Annotated in this window: 19 protein-coding genes; 14 read left to right on the plus strand and 5 right to left on the minus strand. The window is 59.8% G+C overall.

Features of this window, described 5'->3' with window-relative positions:
• Positions 1-275: 275 nt before the first annotated feature.
• The 9 genes from rpsF (at position 276) to JIO00_RS02710 (ending at position 13,513) form a co-directional block, all read left to right on the plus strand.
• A complete protein-coding gene (gene rpsF / locus JIO00_RS02670; protein WP_003217491.1) occupies positions 276-698 on the plus strand; it encodes a 30S ribosomal protein S6 in 423 nt (140 codons plus the stop codon).
• A 28-nt stretch (positions 699-726) separates the two neighbouring features.
• The gene (gene rpsR, locus JIO00_RS02675) at positions 727-957 is read left to right on the plus strand and encodes a 30S ribosomal protein S18 (RefSeq protein WP_002551829.1); all 231 of its coding nucleotides are present in this window, start codon (positions 727-729) and stop codon (positions 955-957) included.
• Between the two features lie 36 nt (positions 958-993).
• Positions 994-1,887, plus strand: a complete 894-nt coding sequence (locus tag JIO00_RS02680) for a hypothetical protein (protein ID WP_010464187.1) — start codon at positions 994-996, stop codon at positions 1,885-1,887.
• A 19-nt stretch (positions 1,888-1,906) separates the two neighbouring features.
• Positions 1,907-2,353, plus strand: a complete 447-nt coding sequence (gene rplI, locus JIO00_RS02685; protein ID WP_003197251.1) for a 50S ribosomal protein L9 — start codon at positions 1,907-1,909, stop codon at positions 2,351-2,353.
• A gap of 109 nt (positions 2,354-2,462) precedes the next feature.
• The gene (gene dnaB / locus JIO00_RS02690; protein WP_010464182.1) at positions 2,463-3,857 is read left to right on the plus strand and encodes a replicative DNA helicase; all 1,395 of its coding nucleotides are present in this window, start codon (positions 2,463-2,465) and stop codon (positions 3,855-3,857) included.
• Between the two features lie 285 nt (positions 3,858-4,142).
• On the plus strand, positions 4,143-6,446 hold the full coding sequence (locus JIO00_RS02695; protein ID WP_077748929.1) for a YgiQ family radical SAM protein: 2,304 nt from the start codon (positions 4,143-4,145) through the stop codon (positions 6,444-6,446).
• Between the two features lie 326 nt (positions 6,447-6,772).
• Positions 6,773-10,048 (plus strand): transglutaminase family protein, encoded by a 3,276-nt coding sequence (locus JIO00_RS02700; protein ID WP_200667569.1) that lies wholly within the window; start codon positions 6,773-6,775, stop codon positions 10,046-10,048.
• An 88-nt stretch (positions 10,049-10,136) separates the two neighbouring features.
• Positions 10,137-12,623, plus strand: a complete 2,487-nt coding sequence (locus JIO00_RS02705) for a circularly permuted type 2 ATP-grasp protein (RefSeq protein ID WP_200667571.1) — start codon at positions 10,137-10,139, stop codon at positions 12,621-12,623.
• Positions 12,623-13,513: a transglutaminase family protein gene (locus tag JIO00_RS02710; RefSeq protein WP_083375172.1), complete on the plus strand. Its 891-nt coding sequence runs from the start codon at positions 12,623-12,625 to the stop codon at positions 13,511-13,513. Before JIO00_RS02705 ends, JIO00_RS02710 begins: the two co-directional genes overlap by 1 nt.
• Positions 13,514-13,735: 222 nt before the next feature.
• Here JIO00_RS02710 and JIO00_RS02715 read toward each other — a convergent pair whose 3' ends face one another.
• Together JIO00_RS02715 and JIO00_RS02720 are read right to left on the minus strand one after the other, a co-directional pair.
• Entirely contained in the window at positions 13,736-13,924 is a 189-nt protein-coding gene (locus tag JIO00_RS02715; protein ID WP_007947526.1) for a hypothetical protein, read from the minus strand.
• 68 nt (positions 13,925-13,992) lie between these two features.
• Positions 13,993-14,580, minus strand: a complete 588-nt coding sequence (locus JIO00_RS02720; protein WP_010464168.1) for a TIGR00730 family Rossman fold protein — start codon at positions 14,578-14,580, stop codon at positions 13,993-13,995.
• A gap of 344 nt (positions 14,581-14,924) precedes the next feature.
• On the opposite strand from JIO00_RS02720, the gene azu reads away from it, so the two are divergent.
• Positions 14,925-15,371: an azurin gene (azu, locus tag JIO00_RS02725; protein WP_010464166.1), complete on the plus strand. Its 447-nt coding sequence runs from the start codon at positions 14,925-14,927 to the stop codon at positions 15,369-15,371.
• 178 nt (positions 15,372-15,549) lie between these two features.
• Here azu and nadE read toward each other — a convergent pair whose 3' ends face one another.
• From nadE to JIO00_RS02740, 3 genes are all read right to left on the minus strand, one after another.
• Entirely contained in the window at positions 15,550-16,377 is an 828-nt protein-coding gene (gene nadE, locus JIO00_RS02730) for an ammonia-dependent NAD(+) synthetase (protein WP_010464159.1), read from the minus strand.
• A 4-nt stretch (positions 16,378-16,381) separates the two neighbouring features.
• Positions 16,382-17,617, minus strand: a complete 1,236-nt coding sequence (gene pncB / locus JIO00_RS02735) for a nicotinate phosphoribosyltransferase (RefSeq protein WP_010464157.1) — start codon at positions 17,615-17,617, stop codon at positions 16,382-16,384.
• 236 nt (positions 17,618-17,853) lie between these two features.
• Positions 17,854-18,759 carry a LysR family transcriptional regulator gene (locus tag JIO00_RS02740; protein WP_200667573.1) on the minus strand — a complete coding sequence of 302 codons (906 nt, stop codon included), beginning with the start codon at positions 18,757-18,759 and terminating at the stop codon, positions 17,854-17,856.
• 175 nt (positions 18,760-18,934) lie between these two features.
• Here JIO00_RS02740 and amaB point away from each other — a divergent pair, with 175 nt between their 5' ends.
• The 4 genes from amaB (at position 18,935) to JIO00_RS02760 (ending at position 24,446) form a co-directional block, all read left to right on the plus strand.
• Positions 18,935-20,425 carry an L-piperidine-6-carboxylate dehydrogenase gene (amaB, locus tag JIO00_RS02745; protein WP_010464154.1) on the plus strand — a complete coding sequence of 497 codons (1,491 nt, stop codon included), beginning with the start codon at positions 18,935-18,937 and terminating at the stop codon, positions 20,423-20,425.
• 156 nt (positions 20,426-20,581) lie between these two features.
• Complete coding sequence (gene amaA / locus JIO00_RS02750; RefSeq protein WP_010464152.1) at positions 20,582-21,865, plus strand: L-pipecolate oxidase; 1,284 nt, start codon at positions 20,582-20,584, stop codon at positions 21,863-21,865.
• 364 nt (positions 21,866-22,229) lie between these two features.
• Positions 22,230-23,363 carry an ABC transporter substrate-binding protein gene (locus tag JIO00_RS02755; RefSeq protein WP_010464151.1) on the plus strand — a complete coding sequence of 378 codons (1,134 nt, stop codon included), beginning with the start codon at positions 22,230-22,232 and terminating at the stop codon, positions 23,361-23,363.
• Between the two features lie 168 nt (positions 23,364-23,531).
• A complete protein-coding gene (locus tag JIO00_RS02760) occupies positions 23,532-24,446 on the plus strand; it encodes an ABC transporter permease subunit (protein WP_010464150.1) in 915 nt (304 codons plus the stop codon).

Here is a 24,446-nt window from a genome sequence, read left to right on the forward strand (position 1 = left end):
GCGGAGTAACATTCAGCATCAATGTTGAATGTCATGCCCCCTTCGCGAGCAGGCTCGCTCCCACAGTGGTTTGTGTCAGGGCGAAAAGTTGCGGTGCGAACGAACTGTTCAAATAATCACCAATTGCCTTGCACCTCTTCTATCCCTTCTCTACAATTGCGCCCCTTGCTGTGACGGCAGGCACTCACGTGTCTATCGCAAGCAAGTCCATAAGTGTCATTCACTCCTTGTCTGACCGTTTTTGAACGGCAGGCTACAACCCGTAAGGAGCATTCATGCGTCATTACGAAATCATCTTTTTGGTCCACCCGGATCAAAGCGAGCAAGTCGGCGGCATGGTTGAGCGTTACACCAAGCTGATCGAAGAAGACGGCGGCAAAATCCACCGTCTGGAAGATTGGGGCCGTCGTCAACTGGCCTACGCAATCAACAATGTTCACAAGGCTCACTACGTGATGCTGAACGTTGAGTGCACTGGCAAGGCCCTGGCCGAGCTGGAAGACAACTTCCGCTACAACGATGCAGTGATCCGTAACCTGGTCATCCGTCGCGAAGAAGCCGTTACCGGCCAATCCGAGATGCTCAAGGCTGAAGAAAACCGCAGTGAGCGCCGTGAGCGTCGCGACCGTCCTGAGCACGAAGGCGCTGAAAGCGCTGATAGTGATGACAGCGACAACAGCGATAACGCTGACGAGTAATCCACGGACCTTTTAAGGAGCCTATCAAATGGCACGTTTCTTCCGTCGTCGTAAATTCTGCCGCTTCACCGCTGAAGACGTGAAAGAGATCGATTACAAAGATCTCAACACTCTGAAAGCCTACGTATCCGAGACCGGCAAAATCGTTCCAAGCCGCATCACCGGTACCAAAGCTCGTTATCAGCGTCAGCTGGCCACCGCTATCAAGCGCGCCCGCTTCCTGGCCCTGCTGGCCTACACCGACAGCCACGGCCGCTGAGACCGGGCAGTCGACACGTAGCAAAGGATTGAATGCATGCGCGCCTTAGCTGAGTTCATCATGCGCGGCCGTATGCAGGCCACTCTGGTAGTGGCTGGATGCGCAATACTGCCGTTGTTGTATTGGTTGGGTGCTGCCGCCGGATGCCTTGTGCTCCTGCGGCGCGGATTGAAGGACGCCATTGGCGTACTTGCTCTGGGGCTGCTGCCGGCGTTGATCTGGTGGCTTTACTCCGATGACCCACGGGCACTTCTGGTGCTGCTGGGGTCTTCGAGCCTTGCGTTGGTTTTGCGCGCAAGCGAGTCCTGGAACCGCGTGCTGCTGGTCAGCATAGCGATGGGAGTGGTGTTTGCAGTGGTGCTGGGGACAGTTTTTGCTCCCCAAATCGAGATGCTGGCGCAGGCTTTGATAAAAGTCATGCCGTCGCTACTCGGTGATGTCTACCAGAAGTTGTCGGTAGACGAGCAAGCGCATTTTGCGTCCCTGATTGCACCGGTCCTGACCGGCCTGATTGCGGCCTTGTTGCAAATCGTCAGTGTGCTGAGCCTGATTGTCGGGCGCTACTGGCAGGCGTTGTTGTACAACCCGGGTGGTTTTGGTCGCGAGTTTCGCGCCATCCGATTCCCGCTTTTACCAGCGATGTTGCTGCTGGCGTTCATGCTTCTGGGACCGAACATCGGTCCACAGATGGCCATGTTGACGCCGTTGTGCAGCGTACCGCTGGTGTTCGCCGGGCTGGCCCTGATTCACGGGCTGGTGGCGCAAAAGCGACTGGCCAGGTTCTGGCTGGTGGGGTTGTACGTCACGCTGTTGCTGTTCATGCAGCTGATCTATCCGTTGCTGGTGGTCTTGGCCATCGTCGACAGCCTGATTGATTTTCGCGGTCGTTCGACGCCGAAAGACGTCGATAGCGCGAACGGTGAAGGTTAAAAGTTAAGAGGATTTTCACATGCAACTGATCCTTCTGGAAAAAGTCACCAACCTGGGCAACCTGGGTGACAAAGTAAACGTTAAGGCTGGTTACGGTCGTAACTACCTGCTGCCTTACGGCAAAGCTACCGCTGCGACCGCTGCCAACCTGGCTGCGTTCGAAGAGCGTCGCGCTGAGCTGGAAAAAGCCGCAGCAGACCGTAAAACTTCGGCTGAAAGCCGTGCCGCCCAACTGGCTGAGCTGGAAGTGACTATCACTGCCACCGCTGGTGACGAAGGCAAGCTGTTCGGTTCGATCGGTACTCACGACATCGCTGATGCACTGACCGCCTCTGGCGTTGAAGTGGCAAAAAGCGAAGTTCGTCTGCCGAACGGCACCATCCGCAACGTAGGCGAATTCGACGTAGCCGTGCACCTGCACGCCGAAGTTGAAGCCACCGTACGCGTTGTCGTGGTAGCAGCTTAAGCAGCACTTGATCGGCTGGCGGCTTGCCCGTCAGACGGTTAACATCGGGCACGATCCTGTTTACAGGTCGTGCCCTTTGTCTTTCTGAAACCCCCAATTTCTAGTGGCCATGAACGATATCTCCGCTCCCGAGCAATACGATCTGCAAACCGCTGCCCTGAAGGTGCCGCCGCATTCCATCGAGGCCGAACAGGCCGTGCTCGGTGGTTTGATGCTGGACAACAACGCCTGGGAACGCGTGTTGGATCAAGTGTCGGACGGCGATTTCTATCGGCATGACCACCGTTTGATCTTCCGCGCGATCGCCAAGCTCGCCGACCAGAACTCCCCCATCGACGTCGTGACCCTTGCCGAGCAATTGGACAAGGAAGGTCAGACCTCGCAGGTCGGTGGTCTCGGATACCTGGGTGAGCTGGCGAAAAACACGCCGTCCGTCGCCAACATCAAGGCGTATGCGCAGATTGTTCGTGCGCGGGCAACCTTGCGCCAACTGATCGGCATTGCCTCCGAAATTGCCGACAGTGCCTTCAACCCGGAAGGCCGTACCGCTGAAGAGATTCTCGACGAAGCCGAGCGCCAGATCTTCCAGATCGCTGAGGCCCGGCCAAAGACCGGCGGCCCGGTGAGTGTAAATGACCTGTTGACCAAGGCTATCGACCGCATCGACACCTTGTTCAACACCGACAACGCCATTACTGGTCTGTCCACCGGTTACACCGACCTCGACGGAATGACCAGTGGCTTGCAACCGTCTGACCTGATCATCGTCGCCGGCCGTCCATCCATGGGTAAAACCACCTTTGCGATGAACCTGGTGGAAAACGCCGTGTTGCGCAGTGACAAGTGCGTACTGGTCTACTCGCTCGAGATGCCAGGCGAATCGCTGATCATGCGTATGCTGTCGTCCCTCGGCCGTATCGACCAGACCAAGGTCCGTGCCGGTCGCCTGGACGACGACGATTGGCCGCGCCTGACCTCGGCGGTCAACCTGCTCAACGATCGCAAACTGTTCATCGACGATACGGCCGGCATCAGCCCGTCGGAAATGCGTGCGCGGACCCGACGCCTGGTGCGTGAGCACGGCGACATCGCCCTGATCATGATCGACTACCTGCAATTGATGCAGATCCCGGGTTCGGGCGGTGACAACCGGACCAACGAGATTTCCGAGATCTCCCGTTCCTTGAAGGCCCTGGCCAAGGAATTCAACTGCCCGGTGGTGGCGTTGTCCCAGCTCAACCGCTCCCTGGAGCAGCGACCGAACAAACGGCCGATCAACTCCGACCTCCGGGAATCCGGAGCGATCGAGCAGGATGCTGACGTGATCATGTTCGTGTACCGGGACGAGGTGTACCACCCGGAAACCGAGCATAAAGGCATCGCCGAGATCATCATCGGCAAGCAGCGGAACGGCCCGATCGGCACGTCGCGGCTGGCGTTCATCGGCAAGTACACCCGCTTCGAAAACCTCGCACCGGGCAGCTACAACTTCGACGACGAATAACGCCCAGGCAGGACGCTTGCCTGTGGCGAGGGAGCTTGCTCCCGCTCGGCTGCGCAGCAGTCGCAAAGCTGAGGAATGCGGTCCGTCAGGAAAAATTCGGTCGAAGGTTTTGGGGCCGCTTCGCTGCCCAGCGGGAGCAAGCTCCCTCGCCACAAGGGTTGCGCCTGGCCTCTGGATCTTTGCGCGAAACGGGCGCCGCAATTTCCGACCATAGCCGTCGGAATTGGTTGTTTTTTGTGCTATATTCCGCGCCCGCGATTTTTCATCTCAACACCGGTCATCGTCATGCAAACAGCCAAGCCGTTATTTGACTATCCCAAGTACTGGGCCGAATGTTTCGGCCCGGCGCCATTCCTGCCGATGAGCAGGGAGGAGATGGATCAGCTTGGCTGGGATTCCTGCGACATCATCATCGTCACCGGTGATGCGTACGTTGACCATCCGTCGTTCGGCATGGCAATCATCGGCCGGCTGCTGGAGTCGCAAGGCTTCCGCGTCGGGATCATTGCCCAGCCAAACTGGCAGTCCAAAGACGACTTCATGAAGCTCGGCGAGCCGAACCTGTTCTTCGGTGTCGCGGCCGGCAACATGGATTCGATGATCAACCGCTACACCGCCGACAAGAAAATCCGTTCCGATGACGCCTACACCCCGGGTGGCCTGGCGGGCAAACGTCCGGACCGCGCGAGCCTGGTTTACAGCCAGCGCTGCAAGGAAGCCTACAAGAATGTACCGATCGTGCTCGGCGGCATCGAAGCTTCCCTGCGTCGCATCGCCCACTACGATTACTGGCAGGACCGGGTGCGCAATTCGATCCTGATCGACGCCTGCGCCGACATCCTGCTCTACGGCAACGCCGAGCGTGCGATCGTCGAAGTCGCCCAGCGTCTGTCCTTCGGTCACAAGATCGAAGACATCACCGACGTGCGCGGCACCGCGTTCATCCGTCGTGACACGCCGAAAGACTGGTACGAAGTCGATTCCACGCGTATCGACCGTCCGGGCAAGGTCGACAAGATCATCAACCCGTACGTGAACACCCAGGACACCCAGGCCTGCGCGATCGAGCAGGAAAAAGGTCCGGTTGAAGACCCGAGCGAAGCCAAGGTCGTGCAGATCCTGGCCAGCCCGAAAATGACCCGCGACAAAACCGTGATTCGTCTGCCTTCGGTCGAGAAAGTCCGTGGCGATGCGGTTCTGTACGCTCACGCCAACCGCGTGCTTCACCTGGAAACCAACCCGGGCAACGCCCGCGCCCTGGTGCAGAAGCATGGCGAAGTCGACGTCTGGTTCAACCCGCCGCCGATTCCGATGACCACTGAAGAAATGGACTACGTGTTCGGCATGCCTTACGCACGGGTTCCGCACCCGGCGTATGGCAAGGAAAAAATTCCTGCCTACGACATGATCCGCTTCTCGGTGAACATCATGCGTGGCTGCTTCGGTGGCTGCACCTTCTGCTCGATCACCGAGCACGAAGGCCGGATCATCCAGAACCGTTCCGAAGAATCGATCATTCGCGAAATCGAAGAGATCCGCGACAAGGTCCCAGGCTTCACCGGCGTGATTTCCGACCTCGGTGGCCCGACTGCGAACATGTACCGCATCGCCTGCAAGAGCCCGGAAATCGAATCCGCGTGCCGCAAGCCGTCGTGCGTGTTCCCGGGTATCTGCCCGAACCTGAACACCGATCACTCATCGCTGATTCAGCTGTACCGCAGCGCCCGTGCCTTGCCGGGTGTGAAGAAGATCCTGATCGCGTCCGGTCTGCGCTACGACCTCGCGGTCGAGTCGCCGGAATACGTCAAAGAGCTGGTGACCCACCACGTCGGCGGTTACCTGAAGATCGCCCCGGAACACACCGAGGAAGGTCCGCTCAACCAGATGATGAAACCGGGCATCGGCAGCTATGACAAGTTCAAGCGCATGTTCGAGAAGTACTCCAAGGAAGCCGGGAAAGAGCAGTACCTGATTCCGTACTTCATCGCCGCCCACCCGGGCACCACCGACGAAGACATGATGAACCTGGCCCTGTGGCTCAAGGGCAACGGCTTCCGCGCCGACCAGGTGCAGGCGTTCTACCCGTCGCCGATGGCCACCGCCACCGCGATGTACCATTCGGGCAAGAACCCGCTGCGCAAGGTCACTTACAAGAGCGACGCCGTGACCATCGTCAAGAGCGAAGAGCAGCGTCGCCTGCACAAGGCGTTCTTGCGTTATCACGACCCGAAGGGCTGGCCGATGCTGCGTGAAGCGTTGACCCGCATGGGCCGCGCCGACCTGATCGGGCCGGGCAAGAACCAGTTGATCCCGCTGCATCAGCCGGCGACCGACAGCTACCAGAGCGCCCGTCGCAAGAACTCGACGCCGGCCGGCAGTCACAAGGTTGCAGGGGAAAAGACCACCAAGATCCTGACCCAGCACACCGGCCTGCCACCACGTGCCAGCGATGGCGGCAATCCGTGGGACAAGCGTGAACAGGCCAAGGCGGCGGCATTCGCCCGCAACCAACAGGCGGCCAAAGATCGCAAGGACGCGGCCAAAGGCAAGGGACCGAAGCCTGCGCGTAAGCCGGTAGTGCCGCGCTAAACGCTGACCGCTGATAACAGAACGCCAACCTTCGGGTTGGCGTTTTTTATTGTCTGCTGATCGTTCCCACGCGCTGCGTGGCAATGCCTCAAGGGACGCTCCGCGTCCAGTGACGCGGAGCGTCACGGACTGCATTCCCACGTAGAGCGTGGGAACGATCGCAGGTATCTCGCCACATTTGCGTGCAATCCTCTCAAACCAATTTCCCGCATTGCCCGATTTTGGTGCTGTACTGCCTCAAGCAATCGAAGAAAGCGCCAGCGCTGCTGGATGGCATAAGTCTTGCGCGCTTTCCCAATACGCTTAAGGCTCGCAGGAGGCACGCCGTGTCGATTCATGTCGCATTGCACCACGTCACGCATTACCGCTACGACCGCGCCGTCGAGCTCGGTCCGCAGATCGTTCGCTTGCGCCCGGCCGCCCACAGTCGCACGCGGATTCTGTCCTATGCGCTGAAAGTCTCCCCCGAGCAGCATTTCATCAACTGGCAGCAGGACCCCCAGGGCAATTACCTGGCGCGGTTGGTGTTCCCGGAGAAAACCGCTGAGCTGCGCATCGAGGTCGATCTGCTGGCGGAGATGGCGGTGTTCAATCCGTTCGACTTCTTCCTTGAGCCCTACGCGGAAAAGATCCCGTTCACCTACGCCTCGGATGAGCGCAAGGAACTGGCGCCGTACCTGGAAACCTTGCCCCTGACGCCGAAGTTCAAGGCCTATCTGGACGGCATCGACCGCACGCCGCTGCCGAGCGTCGACTTCCTCGTGGCGCTCAATCAGCGCCTGAGCGAAGACATCGGCTACCTGATCCGCATGGAGCCGGGGGTGCAAACCCCCGAGCACACCCTTGAACATGCGTCCGGTTCCTGCCGTGACTCGGCGTGGTTGCTGGTGCAGTTGCTGCGTAACCTCGGGCTGGCGGCGCGTTTCGTCTCTGGTTATCTGATCCAGCTGACGGCCGACGTCAAAAGCCTCGACGGTCCCTCGGGCACGGAAGTGGACTTCACCGACTTGCACGCCTGGTGCGAGGTCTATTTGCCCGGTGCCGGCTGGATCGGCCTGGACGCGACGTCAGGGCTGTTTGCCGGTGAAGGACACATTCCGTTGGCGTGCAGCCCCGATCCGGGCTCTGCGGCACCGATCAGTGGCCTGGTGGAACCGTGCGAGTGCGAGTTCACCCACGAAATGTCCGTGGAGCGGATCTGGGAAGCGCCGCGAGTAACAAAGCCCTATACCGAAGATCAGTGGTTGGCGATCCAGGCGCTGGGGCGGCAGATCGACGCCGACCTGCTGGAGGGCGACGTGCGCCTGACCATGGGCGGCGAGCCGACGTTTGTTTCCATTGACGATCCGGACGGCGCCGAGTGGAACACCGCTGCACTTGGCCCGGACAAGCGTCGGCTGTCCGCCGAGCTGTTCCAGCGCATGCGCAAACACTACGCGCCCAAAGGCCTGGTGCATTTCGGTCAGGGCAAGTGGTATCCCGGCGAACAACTGCCACGCTGGTCGCTGAACTGCTACTGGCGGCGCGATGGCGTGCCGATCTGGCACAACAGCGCACTGATTGCCGATGAGCAGGAAGACTACGGCGCCGATGGCGAACTGGCCGGGCGTTTTCTGTCGAGTGTCGCCGAACGCCTGAAAATTCCGACACGCTTTGTTTTCCCCGCCTACGAAGACAATTTCTATTACCTCTGGCGCGAAGGCACGTTGCCGCTGAACGTCAGCGCCGAAGACTCGCGTCTTGAAGAACCGCTGGAGCGGGCCCGCCTGCGTAAAGTCTTCAACCAGGGCCTGGACAAGGTGATCGGTCAGGTCCTGCCGCTGGCGCGCACCGCCAAGGGTGATCAATGGCAGAGCGGTCGCTGGTACCTGCGTGACGAGCACTGCCGACTGGTGCCCGGTGATTCACCGTTGGGCTATCGGCTTCCGTTGGGCTCGCAGCCATGGGTAAAAGCGGCGGAGTATCCGTTCATCCATCCTAACGATCCGAATCAGGCATTCCCCTCGCTACCAGACACTCAGCAGTTGAACAGTCCGGGAGCACCGGCCGAAGCGGTCGAGCGGGAACTGAAAGTCGATGAATCCGCCGACTGGCTGACCCGCACCGCATTCTGCGCCGAGGCACGGGAAGGTCGGTTGTACCTGTTCATGCCGCCGCTGGAACGGGTCGAGGATTATCTGGAACTGGTCACCGCGATCGAGGCCACGGCGCAGGAACTGCATTGCCCGGTGCTGCTGGAAGGCTACGAGCCGCCGAGCGATCCGCGCCTGAGCAACTTCCGTATCACCCCTGACCCGGGCGTGATCGAGGTCAATGTGCAGCCGTCCGCCACGTGGGACGAGCTGGTCGAGCGCACCGAGTTCCTCTACGAAGAAGCGCGCCAGACCCGACTGACCACCGAGAAATTCATGATCGACGGCCGGCACACCGGCACCGGCGGCGGCAACCATTTCGTTCTGGGTGGCGCGACGCCGGCTGACTCACCATTTCTGCGCCGTCCCGACCTGCTGCGCAGCCTGATCAGTTACTGGCATAACCACCCGTCCTTGTCCTACTTGTTTTCCGGATTGTTCATCGGCCCGACGTCCCAGGCGCCGCGTGTCGATGAAGCGCGCAACGATGCCTTGTACGAACTGGAAATCGCTTTCGCCCAGATGCCGGAGCCGGGCGAGGAGTGTGCGCCGTGGCTGGTCGACCGGTTGCTGCGCAATTTGCTGATCGACGTGACCGGCAATACGCACCGCGCCGAGTTCTGCATCGACAAGCTCTATTCGCCGGATGGCGCGACGGGGCGGCTTGGATTGCTTGAGTTGCGCGCCTTTGAAATGCCACCGCATGCGCGCATGAGCCTGGCGCAACAGTTGCTGCTGCGGGCGCTGGTGGCGCGGTTCTGGCGCGAGCCGTATGCGCCGCCGAAACTGGCGCGCTGGGGCACTGAGCTGCATGACCGGTTCCTGTTGCCGCACTTTATCGAGCAGGATTTCGCCGATGTGATCGTCGATCTCAATGCCGCCGGTTATCCCGTGCGCGCAGAGTGGTTCGCCGCGCATCTGGAATTTCGTTTTCCCAAGGTTGGCGATTACGCCGTCAGTGGCATCGAACTGGAAGTGCGTCAGGCGCTGGAGCCTTGGCATGTGCTGGGTGAGGAGGGTGCGGTCGGCGGCACGGTGCGCTACGTGGATTCGTCGCTGGAACGCTTGCAGGTGAAGCTCACCGGTCTGGCACCGCAGCGTTATTTGCTGACGTGCAATGGCGTTCCCGTGCCGTTGCAGCCAACCGGCCGCGTCGGCGAGTTCGTTGCCGGCGTGCGTTTCCGCGCCTGGCAACCGGCCAACTGCCTGCAACCGACCATCCCGGTCCACGCGCCGTTGGTGTTCGACCTGCTCGACACCTGGATGCAGCGTTCGCTGGGAGGCTGTCAATACCACGTCGCCCATCCGGGCGGGCGTAATTACGACAGCTTGCCGGTGAATGCCAATGAGGCCGAGAGCCGACGGATGGCGCGTTTTTTCCGCATCGGACACAGCCCGGGGAAACTTCCGATACCGATTCTGGAAATTAATGACGAGCTGCCGATGACGCTCGATTTACGACGTTTCTAAACCGTACACGACGCTCGGATTTTTCGTCTATCCGGGCGTCATGAGCCTGCGTTAGTCTGACCGTTCTTTGCTGTCTGCCGAGCTTTCCATGCCTGACCTGCTTGACCGCTACCCGCTGACGGCGGGCACTTATCACGAACTGCTCGACGACAGCGGCGCCGTGCGCCCCCACTGGCGCCGGTTGTTCGACCAATTGCAACGCAGCACGCCAGCGCAATTGGTGCAGCGTCAGGCTTTGTTGACCCGGCAGATCCAGGAAAACGGCGTGACCTACAACGTCTACGCCGACCCCAAGGGCGCGGATCGGCCGTGGGAGCTTGACCTGCTGCCGCATGTGATTGCCGCTGATGAATGGCAGCAGTTATCGGCCGGGATTGCCCAGCGAGCTCGGCTGTTGAACGCCGTGCTGGCAGACCTTTACGGCCCGCAGCGATTGATTGCCGAAGGGCTGCTGCCGGCGGAACTGGTATTCGGTCACAACAATTTCCTCTGGCCCTGTCAGGGCATTACGCCGCCGGACGGGGCTTTTCTGCATTTGTACGCCGTGGATCTGGCGCGCACGCCGGATGGCCGCTGGTGGGTGACGGCGGACCGGACTCAAGCGCCTTCCGGTGCCGGTTATGCGCTGGAAAACCGCACCATCGTGTCCCGAGCGTTTCCCGAGTTGTATCGCGACCTGAAGGTGCAGCACCTGGCCGGGTTCTTCCGCACGCTCCAGGAAACCCTCGTCCGCCAGGCGCCAAACGATGAAGACGCGCCACTGATCGTGCTGCTGACGCCGGGGCGTTTCAACGAAAGCTATTTCGAACATCTCTATCTGGCGCGCCAGCTCGGTTATCCACTGGTGGAAGGCGGCGACCTCACGGTGCGCGATGCCACGGTCTACCTGAAGACCCTCAGTGGCCTGCGTCGGGTTCACGCGATCATGCGTCGGCTCGACGATGACTTCTGCGATCCGCTGGAACTGCGTACCGACTCGGCACTCGGTGTGCCGGGCTTGCTCGAAGCCGTGCGGCAGGGGCGCGTGCTGGTGGCCAATGCCCTCGGCAGCGGAGTACTCGAGTCGCCGGGGTTGCTCGGCTTTTTGCCGAAGATCAATCAATTCCTGTTCGGCGAAGAACTGATCCTTCCGTCCATTGCGACGTGGTGGTGTGGCGAAGCGCCGGTGCTGGCCCAGGCGCTGGAGAAACTGCCGGAATTGCTGATCAAACCCGCCTTCCCGTCGCAAAGCTTCGCCCCTGTATTTGGCCGCGATTTGAGTGAAAAACAGCGTCAGGCCTTGGCTGAGCGCATGCAGGCGCGGCCTTATGCATATGTTGCGCAAGAGTTGGCGCAATTGTCCCAGGCACCGATCTGGCAGGCCGAGGACGGTCAGCTGCAACCGCGAGCCATTGGGATGCGTATGTATGCAGTGGCCAGTCAAGACGGTTATCGGGTGTTGCCGGGCGGATTGACCCGGGTGGCCGCCGAAGCGGATGCGGAAGTGGTGTCGATGCAGCGCGGTGGTGCGAGTAAGGACACCTGGGTATTGGGGGATCGTCCGCCGAGCGGCGAGCAATGGAAAACCCAGCGCACGATCGGTGTGCATGATCTGGTTCGGCGCGATCCGTACCTGCCGTCGCGGGTGGTCGAGAACCTGTTCTGGTTTGGCCGCTATTGCGAACGCTGTGATGACAGCGCGCGATTGCTGCGGATCATGCTGGCGCGCTACGTCGATGGCGATGACCCGCAGGCCCTGGAAGCGGCGGTCGACCTCGGCGAGCGCCTCAATCTGTTGCCAGACGAAGGTGAGTTGCCCGAGCGGTTGTTGGCGGCGTTACTCGGCGATGATTGGCCCTTCAGCCTGCGCTCCAATTTGCAGCGCTTGCAGTGGGCCGCCTCGCAAGTGCGCGGCAAGCTCTCGCGGGAAAACTGGCAGGCGCTGGTGGAATTGCAGCGCGAAGCCATGGAGCTGGAAACCGAAGAGCCGGATTTCGGCGAGTTACTGGATTTCCTCAACCGGCTGGTGATGTCCCTGGCGGCACTGTCCGGTTTTGCCCTGGACGACATGACCCGGGATGAAGGCTGGCGTTTTCTGATGATCGGTCGGCGGATCGAGCGTCTGCAATTTCTCAGCGCCAGCCTGGCGGCGTTTCTGCGCGGTGCCGGTGCCTTCGATCAGGCTGGGCTGGAATGGCTGCTGGAACTGGGCAACAGCAGCATCACATACCGCTCGCGGTACCTGGCGGTGGCACAGTTGATTCCGCTGCTCGATCTTTTGCTACTCGACGAGCAAAACCCTCATGCGGTGCTGTTCCAGTTAAAACTGGTGACCCGCACCCTGAAACGCTTGAACGATGATTTTGGCGTGCCTCGCGAAGCCGGTCTGCCGCAACTGGTGGAGCGCCTGGCGCGGTTCGATCTGGGCTGTCTGGAGAACTCGCTGTTCGGCGAAGCCAGCGTTCGCGCCGCCATCAACGGTCTGGCCGATTTGCTGCAAGAGATCGCCGATGCCAGCGGGCAAGTGTCGGATCGTCTGGCCTTGCGCCATTTCGCCCATGTCGATGATGTCAGCCAGCGCACGGTGTCCGTCTGATGAGCGCCCGTTACCAGATTCTCCACGACACCCATTATCACTACGACAGCCCGGTGTCCCTGGCCCAGCAACTCGCGCACCTGTGGCCACGTGTCTGTGCCTGGCAGCGTTGCTCTGAACAACACTTGCAGATCAGTCCCGACCCGACCTCGCGCCGGGATGAGCTGGATGTATTTGGCAATCCGCTCACCCGGTTGGCGTTTGAGCGGCCGCATGATGAATTGCTGGTCAACGCCCGGCTCACGGTCGAGGTGCTGGCCCGGCCAACGCTGGATTTCAATCAATCCCCCGCGTGGGAAGAAACCCGCAATGCGCTGACCTACAGCAGTCAGCCGCTTTCTACAGATTTACTTGAAGCGTGCCGTTACCGGTTTGAATCGCCCTATGTGCATCTGAAGCGCAACTTTGTCGAATTCTCGGAAAGCTGTTTTCCACCGGGACAGCCTTTGTTGCTGGGCGTCCAGGCGTTGATGGAGAAGATTTTCAGCGAATTCACCTTCGACGCCGAGGCGACTCAAGTGGCAACGCCGCTGGTGGAGGTGCTGGAGCGTCGGCGCGGGGTCTGTCAGGACTTCGCGCACCTGATGCTCGCTTGCGTGCGTTCCCGTGGACTGGCGGCGCGTTACATCAGCGGCTACCTGCTGACCCAGCCACCGCCCGGCCAGCCACGACTGATCGGCGCCGATGCCTCGCATGCCTGGGTTTCGGTGTTTTGCCCGGTGCTGGGCTGGGTGGATTTTGATCCGACCAACAATGTGCAACCGGCGCTGGAGCACATCACCTTGGCCTGGGGACGGGATTTTTCCGATGTGTCGCCGTTGCGTGGGGTGATTCTGGGGGGCGGCAATCACGACCCCGAGGTCCGCGTCACCGTGATGCCCCTGGACTAAAAAAATCCCCTGTAGGAGCGAGCCTGCTCGCGATTGCGGTGTGTCAGTCGATATGAATGTTGAATGACACACCGCAATCGCGAGCAGGCTCGCTCCTACAGGGGTTGGTGTAAGTCAGTTCGGGATGGGGTGTTTCAGATTGGCCTGTGAGGGTCAGCAAGGAACTGCTGACCCTGGACACAGATCCGGTGGGCCTGATCAGATCATCGGGCCCTGAGGGTCTCAGGCGTCGGGCGCCTGATCTTTCGGTGCTTCAGTTTCGTCTGTAGCCACTTCGCCTTCGGCATCCGGGTTCAGTGCTGCTGCTTCTTCTTCAGCTGTAGCTTTCTTGCGCTGAAGCTTTTCCTCTTTCTTCTGCTCCTTGGCCAAGTCTCTCTGACGTTTGGCGAAGGAATAATTAGGTTTAGCCATGGGCGATCCTCTGGGGTCGAAGGTGAGGTTGAGCGGCGCATATTCTGCCCTGTATCGGGACCGAGCCGTTAGCTGGGTTTTTGCTCTGTCCATTTGGGCACCACTGTCGGCTGCCAAGCGTCCAGCGCATCGATCAGGGTTTGCGGCGATTCGCTCACTTGCAGCATGTCACGGTGCGCTTCGCGAACGAAGCCTTCGCCGACGATATGATCAAGAAAACCGGTCAATTTGCTATAGAAACCGTTCACTTCCAGCAACCCGAGCGGTTTGCCATGGTAGCCGAGCTGGCCCCAGGTCCAGACTTCGAACAATTCTTCCAGGGTGCCCAGTCCACCGGGCAGCGCGATGAAGGCATCGCTGAGCTCGGCCATTCGCGCCTTGCGCGCATGCATGCCGTCGACCACTTCCAGACGAGTCAGGCCGCTGTGGCCGATTTCCTTGTCTTTGAGGCTTTGCGGAATGATTCCGATCACTTCGCCGCCGGCCGCCAGTGCCGCATCGGCGACGATGCCCATTAGCCCGACGGCACCGCCGCCATAAACCAGGGTCAGCTTGCGCTCGGCCAGTGCTCGCCCGAGGGCGACAGCCGCTTCACGATAAGCCGGACTGGTGCCGGTGCTGGCACCGCAAAATACACAAACGGACGCTAAAGACATGCCTTACTCCACGGTCAGGATGGCCATAGAGTAAAGGCAGGCGGGCGGCGCTCCAAGGTCTAAACTTCGCGTTCAGGTGTTTCGTAGGTGCCGCTGGCGCCACAGGCATAAGCGGCGAGCAAACTGCGCAACAGGCTGTTAAAGGACATGACAGGCGCTCCAGATCAGGGATGACGGCCTGATGATAGGGCCGGGCCAGACGTCTGGCTGGTAGATTGTTTCGATAGGTGTCATAGCCCGAAAGTTGTATACAATTTTTGATTCAGGTCATAGGAACTTGCGAAGTTTTCAGGCAGTCTTCTGTCCATTCGCACTTTTGTTAACCCCTGCCTTGGAGATTCACCATGTTTGCCAAACTTGTTGCGGTATCCCTGCTGACACTGGCCAGCAGCCAACTGATGGCTGCTGAATGCAAGGTCACTGTCGACTCCACCGATCAAATGTCCTTCAACACCAAGGCCATTGAAATCGACAAAAGCTGCAAGACCTTCACCGTCGAACTGACTCACTCCGGCAGCCTGCCGAAAAACGTCATGGGCCATAACTGGGTGCTGAGCAAAGAGGCTGACATGCAGCCGATCGCCACCGCTGGCTTGGCCGCAGGCATCGACAAGAACTACCTGCCGGAAGGTGATGCACGCGTCATCGCCCACACCAAAATCATTGGTGCCAAGGAAACCGACTCGGTGACCTTCGACGTGTCGAAGCTTGATGCTAACGAGAAGTACGGCTTCTTCTGCTCGTTCCCGGGCCACATCTCGATGATGAAAGGTACGGTTACCCTGAAGTAATCGATTCGAGTACATAAAAAAAGCGTCCCGATTGGGACGCTTTTTTTGTGCCTGACGAAAGGCCGGGTCATCGATCATCGTCGGAACGCCGCCCGGAGCCGGCTCGTTCCCACAAGTACAGCGTTGTCCTTGTGGGAGCGAGCCTGCTCGCGATGGCGTCAGTACAGGCGCCGCAGCTTCAAGGCGCGAACGGCATCACGCGCTTGTGATGGGTCTTTTTATACGTATCGCAAATAATCCTGAACGCTTCCTCACGCACCGGCTGGCCGTGCAGGAACGCGTCGATTTCGGCATAGGTCACGCCGTGGGACGCTTCGTCGGGTTTGCCCGGCGACAGGTCTTCAAGGTCGGCGGTCGGGATTTTTTCCACCAGCGATTCCGGCGCGCCGAAACTGCGGGCGATGTCTCGAACCTGGTTTTTCACCAGGCCACTCAACGGGGCCAGGTCGCAGGCGCCATCACCGAACTTGGTGAAGAAACCCATCACCGCTTCCGCCGCGTGGTCGGTACCGATGACCAGCCCGTGCGCCGCGCCGGCGATGGTGTACTGGGCGACCATGCGCATCCGCGCCTTGGTGTTGCCGAGCACGAAATCCACCGAGACCGCGTGCTTGCCTTCGAAAGCCGCCACTTCATTGGCCAGGGCTTTCACCGCCGGGCCGATGTTCACGGTGTGACGTTCGTCCGGGGCGATGAAATCCACCGAGGCCTGGGCATCGTGTTCATCGAACTGGGTTTCATAAGGCAGGCGCACGGCGATGAACTTGTAGCTTTTGTCGCTGGTTTGCTCGCGCAACTCACGCATGGCGCGTTGGGCCAGCAGGCCGGCGGTCAGCGAGTCGACGCCGCCGCTGATGCCGAGTACCAGGGTCTTGAGCCCGGAATTGACCAGGCAATCCTGAATGAAGCTGACCCGCCGGGCGACTTCGGCCTCGAGGGCGGCGTGGTCGGCGAATGGCGGCTGAACCTTGAGCTGCTCAGCAATCTCACGCTGTACGGCTTGCATGAATTCACTCCTTGCTAGTGGTGCCAGATGTGCTGGAAAGGGCGGCAGGTACTTTGAAAACGTGTCGCAAATAGGCGACGAAATTCGGGTCTTTGCAGTGAGTCTTGCCAGGCTCATCGGAAATCTTTGCCACGGGCTGGCCGTTGCAGGCCGCCATTTTAAGCACGATGCTCATCGGTTCGACACCCGGAATATCACACGTCAGGTTGGTGCCGATCCCGAAACTGACATTAATCCGACCGCGCAACGCCCGAAATATTTCCAGGGATTTTGGCAGCGTCAGGCTGTCGGAGAACGTCAGGGTCTTGCTCATCGGGTCGATGCCCAGCTTTTGATAGTGGGCGATCGCCTTTTCTGCCCAGATCACCGGATCGCCGGAGTCATGGCGCAGGCCGTCGAAGAGCTTGGCAAAGAACAGGTCGAAGTCGTTGAGAAAGGCATCCATGGTGATGCAGTCGGTCAGGGCGATCCCCAACAGCCCCCGATACTCGCGCACCCAGCAATCGAGGGCGGCAATCTGGCTGTCGATCAGTCGGGGACCGAGTTGCTGGTGCGCCATGATCCATTCGTGGGCCATGGTGCCCAAAGGTTTCATGTCCAGTTCCCGTGACAGATGCACGTTGCTGGTACCGACGAAACGCCCGGGGAAATCGTGCTTGAGCACGTTCACCACTTCTTCCTGCACGCGGAACGAGAAGCGACGGCGCGTGCCGAAATCGGCTACCTGCAGTTCGGACAATTCGTCGCTGCTGGCGTTGGCGGTCAACCAGTCGAACTTGCGGTAGAGCTGCTCGCGAGCCTGTTCCAGAACAATTTCGCGGTAGCGATAGCGGTTGCGCACTTCGCTGACGATGGAAAGCAGCGGTACTTCAAACAGAATCACATGCAACCACGGCCCGCGCAGGCGGATGAACAGCTCGCCGTTTTCGATACCCGTGTGGACGTAACGCAGGTTGAAGCGGAACAGCCCGAGAAAACGCAGGAAATCCGGCTTCATGAAGCTGATGCGTTCCATGAAGCTCAACTGGTCGGCGCTCAGGCTCAACTCGGCCAGGCGTTCGATCTGGAAGCGGATTTCTGCCAGATACGGGCGCAGATCCTCACTGTTACGGCAACGAAACTCCCATTCGACTTCCACGTTCGGGTAGTTGTGCAGCACCGCCTGCATCATCGTCAGTTTGTAGAAATCGGTGTCGAGCAGGTTCTGCACAATGCGATCGCCAAACACGCTCTCGCTCATAACGGGGTTCTCCAGGCGGGCCGCGGCCTGTGGTCGCGACGTTTCAGCTGTTTCTATGAATGGGGCTAGTGGCGCATATCAGAGGCAGTTATTGCCAGCGATTTTTTAGACAGTACATATCCTTGTGGCGAGGGAGCTTGCTCCTGCTGGGGTGCGAAGCGCCCCCAATACAGGACTGCTGCGCAGCCCAACGGGAGCAAGCTCCCTCGCCACAAGAATTAGCCGGGGCTTCAAATCTACGGCGCATCCGGGCTGTCGATCTGCTCGAGCATCCACTTCACAAAATCGCGCACCTTGGGCACTTCCGCCGAGTGCTCGGGATACGCCAGGTAATAGGCATCCGTGCTTGGCATCGCGTGTTTCCAGGGGATAACCAGTTTGCCGTCCGTCAACTCTTCTTCCACCAAAAACCTTGGCAACAGCGCCACGCCGCAGCCGACCTGGGCGGCGCGGATGCACATATAAAACGTTTCGAAGCGCGGGCCGTGGTAGCTGTGTTCAGTGTGGTAGCCCTGGCTGTCGAACCAATCGTGCCAGGCCTGGGGCCGCGAGGCGTTTTGCAACAGGACGAGGTCGGCGAGCTGCGTAGGGTCGGTGAACGGCGTGTCCGGCAGGCTGCCCGGCGCGCAGACCGGCACCAGCTCCTCGCCAAACAGCTTCAGGCATTCGGTGCCGGGCCGCGAGCCTTGGCCGAAGTAGAACGCCAGGTCGCTGCGACCTTGCAGCAAATCGTCGGCTTCCTGCTCGCTGCACAGGTCCAGATGGATTGACGGGTGGCGCAGGCGCCAGCCTTTCAGACGTGGCACCAGCCAGCGTGCGCCGAAGGTCGGCGGCGTCGAAACCCGCAAGACTTCGGTTTCGCCGCCGTAGGAACGCAGGTAATGGGTCGACATCTCGACCTGGGTGAGGATTTTTCGTACTTCCACCAGGTACAAATCACCGGCCGGGGTCATTTGCAGGCGTCGGCGCACCCGGCGGAACAGCAAGTGCTGCAACAACTCTTCGAGTTGCGCGACCTGTTTGCTGACGGCGCTCTGGGTCAGGTTCAGCTCTTCGGCGGCCCGGGTGAAGCTCAAATGCCGGGTCACGGCCTCGAAACACTGCAGTGCGGTGATCGACGGCAAATAGCGTTTATTCAGCATGGACGGTCCTTTTTCTTGTTTCTTTTACTGCCAGCAATTCAAAGCATGAATAAACGGAATGATATCTCTCTTAAAGGTCGTTTGTTGGGTAACCTCCGGGGAGCTAAAACTACAGGTCTGATCAGCCGTGAATGTCCGGCTGTACGTTTTCTGTTTTTTGCTCGAGGAGTGACCCATGGTTGCCGCATTGCTTGATCGTCTTGGTGTGAACCCGGCCCTGTACCAGAACGGCAAAGTGCCGGTGCATTCGCCGATCGATGGCAGCCGGATCGCTGCCGTGAACTGGGAAGGCGCCGCTGAAGTCGAGCAGCACATCAGTCGTGCAGATCATGCGTTCGAATTGTGGCGCAAGGTCCCGGCCCCGCGCCGTGGCGAACTGGTGCGTCAACTGGGCGACATCCTGCGCGAATACAAGGCCGACCTCGGCGAGCTGGTGTCCTGGGAAGCGGGCAAGATCACACAGGAAGGCCTGGGTGAAGTTCAGGAAATGATCGACATCTGCGATTTCGCCGTCGGCCTGTCCCGTCAGCTGTACGGCTTGACCATCGCGTCCGAGCGTCCTGGCCACCACATGCGCGAAACCTGGCACCCGCTGGGCGTCGTCGGCGTCATCAGCGCCTTCAACTTCCCGGTTGCGGTCTGGGCCTGGAACACCACGCTGGCGCTGGTCTGCGGCAACCCGGTGATCTGGAAACCGTCCGAGAAAACCCCACTGACCGCACTGGCCTGCCAGGCGCTGTTTGACCGCGTACTGAAGAACTTCAGCGACGCACCTCCACACCTCAGCCAAGTGATCATCGGCGGCCGCGATGCCGGCGAAGCGCTGGTCGATGACCCGCGTGTCGCGCTGATCAGCGCCACCGGCAGCACCCGCATGGGCCGTGAAGTGGCGCCAAAAATCGCCGCACGTTTCGCCCGCAGCATTCTGGAGCTGGGCGGCAACAACGCGATGATCCTCGCCCCAAGCGCCGACCTGGACATGGCCGTCCGCGCCATCCTGTTCAGCGCCGTCGGCACCGCCGGTCAGCGTTGCACCACGTTGCGTCGCCTGATTGCCCATGAGTCGGTGAAGGAAGAAATCGTCACTCGCCTCAAGGCTGCCTATTCCAAGGTCCGCATCGGCAATCCGCTCGAGGGCAACCTGATCGGTCCGCTGATCGACAAAAACAGTTTCGAAAACATGCAGGACGCGCTGGAACAAGCCCTGAGCGAAGGCGGCCGGGTGTTTGGCGGCGAACGCCAGCTGGAAGACAAATACCCGAACGCTTATTACGTCTCGCCGGCCATCGTTGAAATGCCGGAGCAGAGCGATGTGGTCTGCAATGAAACCTTCGCACCGATCTTGTACGTGGTCGGTTACAAGGATTTCGACGAAGCGCTGCGTCTGAACAACTCGGTGCCACAAGGCCTGTCCTCGTGCATCTTCACCACCGACGTGCGTGAAGCCGAACAGTTCATGTCGGCGGTGGGCAGCGACTGCGGCATCGCCAACGTCAACATCGGCCCGAGCGGTGCGGAAATTGGCGGCGCGTTCGGTGGCGAGAAAGAAACCGGTGGTGGGCGTGAGTCGGGCTCCGATGCATGGCGCGGCTACATGCGCCGCCAGACCAACACCGTGAACTACTCGCTGGAGTTGCCGTTGGCGCAGGGTATTACGTTCGACTGATCCTCGAGTCGAACAGTGATCCCCTGTAGGAGTGAGCCTGCTCGCGATTGCGGTCTATCAGTCAACATAGATGTTGAATGTTAAATCGCTATCGCGAGCAGGCTCACTCCTACATTTTGAACTGTGTGTTGGTTAGGTTTCTGTTGGAGTCTGGCAATGCCGTTACGCGAAGAGTGTCTGTGGGAAAAACTGACGCCGCAAAGGCCCGACAATGCCGCGCTCAAGGGCGAAGTTACCGTCGATGTCTGCGTCATTGGCGCCGGTTTCACCGGCCTGTCGGCGGCGGTGCATCTACTTGAAAAAGGTAAAAAGGTCTGCGTGCTCGAAGCCCATCGCGCCGGTCACGGCGGTTCGGGGCGCAACGTCGGTCTGGTCAACGCCGGGATGTGGATTCCACCGGACGAGATCGAAGCCGGGTTCGGCGAAGCGGTGGGCAGTCAGCTCAATCGCATGCTGGGTGCAGCGCCATCGCTGGTGTTCAGCCTGGTCGACAAATACAACATCGATTGCCAGTTACGCCGCGAAGGCACGCTGCACATGGCGCACAACGCCCGTGGCGAAGCCGATCTGCGCAGTCGCGAAGAACAATGGAAACGTCGCGGAGCACCGGTCGAACTGCTGACGGGGCAATCCTGCGAACAAGCGACGGGTACAAAAAAGATTGCTGCCGCGCTGCTCGACAAGCGTGCCGGCACGATCAATCCGATGGCTTACACCACGGGGCTGGCCAAAGCGGCGATCAGCCTCGGGGGCCAACTGTTCGATCATTCTCCGGTGACCCGACTCGAACGTCAGGGCCAACGCTGGTCGGTGCAAACCGCTCAGGGATCAGTGCTCGCCGAGCAAGTGGTCATCGCCTCCAACGCTTATACCGAAGGTGACTGGACGGAGTTGCGGCGCAATTTCTTCCCCGGTTATTACTATCAAGTGGCGTCGGTCCCGCTGACCGAAGACGCCGCGCAGCAAATTCTGCCCGGCGGGCAGGGTTCCTGGGACACGCGCCAGGTACTGAGCAGTATTCGTCGCGACAAAGACGGCCGTCTGTTGCTGGGCAGCCTCGGTAACGGCAATCAGAAACCGGCCTGGTTCCTCAAGGCCTGGGCCGATCGGGTGCAGCAGCACTATTTCCCCTACCTCAAACCCGTGGAATGGGAATGCACCTGGACCGGTTGCATCGCGTTTACCCCGGACCATTTGATGCGTTTGTTCGAGCCGGCGCCCGGTTTAGTGGCAGTCACCGGTTACAACGGCCGGGGCGTGACAACAGGGACAGTGGTCGGCAAAGCCTTTGCCGATTATCTGTGTAACGGAAATCCTGAGGCGCTACCCATTCCCTTTGCCCCCATGCAGCCATTGGCCGGGGTGGGTTTGCGCAGTTGTTTGTACGAGGCCGGTTTCTCGCTGTATCACGCAGGCCAGTGCTTGCGGATCGTTATTTGATTGTTGAAATTTGTTGCTGGGAGCGGCGCTTTTTCGCGCAGCGACTAGCCTGTAAAAGGTGCGGGTTGTAGCAGTTCCGCACCAGCAGTGTGCACTTCGGTGACGCACGTTGTTACAGGCTGGTTGCACGTCGTTTGGCGCCGCGGTTGCAATGATGGCGCACGCGGGTTGCGCCTTTAAAAATAAATGGTTTCACCTTCTGCGGTTTAGACGGTTGCACGCCCAATGAAAATGGGATCGAAACAGTCGAAATAACAATAAAGCAGCGACTTTTTTCAGAATAAAAAACCGATGGCACGGCCCTTGCTCTGAGCATTCAGAGAAGTCGCAGTGCCAACTAAAAAAAACCTTGGAGCACCACCTCATGTCCCAGACGTTTTACAAGAAAGGCTTTCTGGCCCTCGCAGTGGCAACTGCGTTGGGTGTTTCTGCGTTTGCACAGGCTGATGTGAAAATCGGTGTGGCGGGTCCGATGACAGGCGCCAACGCGGCATTTGGCGAGCAGTACATGAAGGGTGCACAGGCTGCAGCCGACGCGGTCAACGCGGCGGGCGGCGTTAACGGGGAAAAAATCGTACTGGTGAAGGGCGATGACGCCTGCGAACCGAAACAGGCTGTGACGGTCGCCAAGGACCTGACCAACCAGAAAGTCGCCGGCGTAGTCGGTCACTTCTGCTCCTCGTCGACCATCCCGGCCTCCGAGATCTACGACGAAGCGGGCATCATTGCAATCACTCCGGGTTCCACCAACCCAGCGGTTACCGAACGCGGCCTGAGTGCCATGTTCCGTATGTGCGGGCGTGACGATCAGCAAGGCATCGTGGCCGGTGACTACATCGTCGACGTGCTCAAGGGCAAGAAAGTCGTTGTCCTGCACGACAAGGACACCTACGGCCAAGGCCTGGCGGACGCTACCAAGGCCCAACTGGAAAAACGCGGCGTGAAGCCTGTGCTGTATGAAGGCCTGACCCGTGGCGAGAAAGACTTCAGCACCATCGTCACCAAGATCCGCGGCGCTGGCGCCGATGTCGTCTACTTCGGCGGTCTGCACCCGGAAGCCGGTCCTCTGGTCCGTCAACTGCGTGAGCAAGGCCTCAAAGACGTCAAGTTCATGTCCGATGACGGCATCGTGACCGACGAACTGGTCACCACTGCTGGCGGTCCGCAATTCGTTGACGGCGTACTGATGACCTTCGGCGCCGACCCACGCCTGCTGCCAGACAGCAAAACCGTGGTGGACGAGTTCCGCAAGAAAGGCACCGAGCCTGAAGGCTACACCCTGTACGCCTACGCTTCGGTCCAGACCCTGGCCGCAGCTTTCAACGGCGCCAAGTCCAACAGTGGCGAGAAAGCCGCCGAGTGGCTGAAGAAAAACCCGGTCAAAACCGTGATGGGCGAGAAGACCTGGGACGCCAAGGGAGACCTGAAAGTCTCCGACTACGTCGTTTACGAGTGGGACAAGGACGGCAAATACCACCAGCTGGAAAAACAGAAGTGATATGACCTGATCTGCCCGGTGCCTGTTGCACCGGGCAGTCTATGAACATGTCCGTGCAGTACCTGTCTTTTCTCGTAGAGCTGCACACAACCGTGTTGCCCCGGCGGCTGAACCCCGGTCCGTTGCACCCGGCTTCTGTGCAGTCTCTCAAATGCGTGAGATTGCGTTATGGATGGTATTTTCCTGCAGCAACTGGTCAACGGCCTGACCCTCGGGTCGGTCTATGGCCTGATCGCCATCGGCTACACAATGGTCTATGGCATCATTGGCATGATCAACTTCGCCCACGGCGAGGTTTACATGATTTCCGCTTACCTCGCGGCAATCAGTCTGGCTCTGCTGGCGTACTTCGGTATTGAATCCTTCCCGCTGTTGATGCTCGGCACCTTGATCTTCACCATCGTGGTCACGGCGGTGTATGGCTGGGTCATCGAGCGCGTCGCCTACAAGCCCCTGCGCAACTCCACCCGACTGGCACCGCTGATCAGCGCCATCGGGATTTCGCTGATCCTGCAAAACTATGCCCAGATCGCCCAAGGTGCCAAGCAACAGGGCGTTCCGACCTTATTGACGGGGGCCTGGCGCGTCGAAATCGGCACCGGCTTCGTGCAGTTGACCTACACCAAGGTGTTTATCCTGATTGCCGCATTCGCCGGCATGGCCCTGCTGACCTACATCATCAAGTACACCAAGCTCGGCCGCATGTGCCGCGCCACCCAGCAAGACCGCAAGATGGCCTCGATCCTGGGGATCAACACCGACCGCGTGATTTCCTACGTGTTCATCATCGGTGCAGCGATGGCGGCCCTGGCCGGCGTGCTGATCACCATGAACTACGGCACGTTCGACTTCTATGCCGGCTTCATCATCGGCATCAAGGCGTTCACGGCCGCGGTACTTGGCGGCATCGGCTCGCTGCCTGGTGCGATGCTTGGCGGGATCATTCTCGGGATCTCCGAGTCGCTGTTCTCAGGTTTGGTCAACTCGGACTACAAAGACGTTTTCAGCTTCTCGCTGCTCGTTCTCGTTCTGGTCTTTCGGCCCCAAGGCCTGCTCGGCCGTCCTCTTGTGTCGAAGGTGTAA

Origin of the sequence: Pseudomonas sp. SW-3, assembly GCF_016615645.1 — a bacterium.
GTDB classification, from domain to species: domain Bacteria; phylum Pseudomonadota; class Gammaproteobacteria; order Pseudomonadales; family Pseudomonadaceae; genus Aquipseudomonas; species Aquipseudomonas mandelii.

Coding starts and splice junctions, on each gene's coding strand:
- rpsF (WP_003217491.1), top strand. CDS start 276: ATGCGTCATTACGAAATCATCTTTTTGGTCCACCCGGATCAAAGCGAG.
- rpsR (WP_002551829.1), top strand. CDS start 727: ATGGCACGTTTCTTCCGTCGTCGTAAATTCTGCCGCTTCACCGCTGAA.
- JIO00_RS02680 (WP_010464187.1), top strand. CDS start 994: ATGCGCGCCTTAGCTGAGTTCATCATGCGCGGCCGTATGCAGGCCACT.
- rplI (WP_003197251.1), top strand. CDS start 1,907: ATGCAACTGATCCTTCTGGAAAAAGTCACCAACCTGGGCAACCTGGGT.
- dnaB (WP_010464182.1), top strand. CDS start 2,463: ATGAACGATATCTCCGCTCCCGAGCAATACGATCTGCAAACCGCTGCC.
- JIO00_RS02695 (WP_077748929.1), top strand. CDS start 4,143: ATGCAAACAGCCAAGCCGTTATTTGACTATCCCAAGTACTGGGCCGAA.
- JIO00_RS02705 (WP_200667571.1), top strand. CDS start 10,137: ATGCCTGACCTGCTTGACCGCTACCCGCTGACGGCGGGCACTTATCAC.
- JIO00_RS02710 (WP_083375172.1), top strand. CDS start 12,623: ATGAGCGCCCGTTACCAGATTCTCCACGACACCCATTATCACTACGAC.
- JIO00_RS02715 (WP_007947526.1), bottom strand. CDS start 13,924: ATGGCTAAACCTAATTATTCCTTCGCCAAACGTCAGAGAGACTTGGCC.
- JIO00_RS02720 (WP_010464168.1), bottom strand. CDS start 14,580: ATGTCTTTAGCGTCCGTTTGTGTATTTTGCGGTGCCAGCACCGGCACC.
- azu (WP_010464166.1), top strand. CDS start 14,925: ATGTTTGCCAAACTTGTTGCGGTATCCCTGCTGACACTGGCCAGCAGC.
- nadE (WP_010464159.1), bottom strand. CDS start 16,377: ATGCAAGCCGTACAGCGTGAGATTGCTGAGCAGCTCAAGGTTCAGCCG.
- pncB (WP_010464157.1), bottom strand. CDS start 17,617: ATGAGCGAGAGCGTGTTTGGCGATCGCATTGTGCAGAACCTGCTCGAC.
- JIO00_RS02740 (WP_200667573.1), bottom strand. CDS start 18,759: ATGCTGAATAAACGCTATTTGCCGTCGATCACCGCACTGCAGTGTTTC.
- amaB (WP_010464154.1), top strand. CDS start 18,935: ATGGTTGCCGCATTGCTTGATCGTCTTGGTGTGAACCCGGCCCTGTAC.
- amaA (WP_010464152.1), top strand. CDS start 20,582: ATGCCGTTACGCGAAGAGTGTCTGTGGGAAAAACTGACGCCGCAAAGG.
- JIO00_RS02755 (WP_010464151.1), top strand. CDS start 22,230: ATGTCCCAGACGTTTTACAAGAAAGGCTTTCTGGCCCTCGCAGTGGCA.
- JIO00_RS02760 (WP_010464150.1), top strand. CDS start 23,532: ATGGATGGTATTTTCCTGCAGCAACTGGTCAACGGCCTGACCCTCGGG.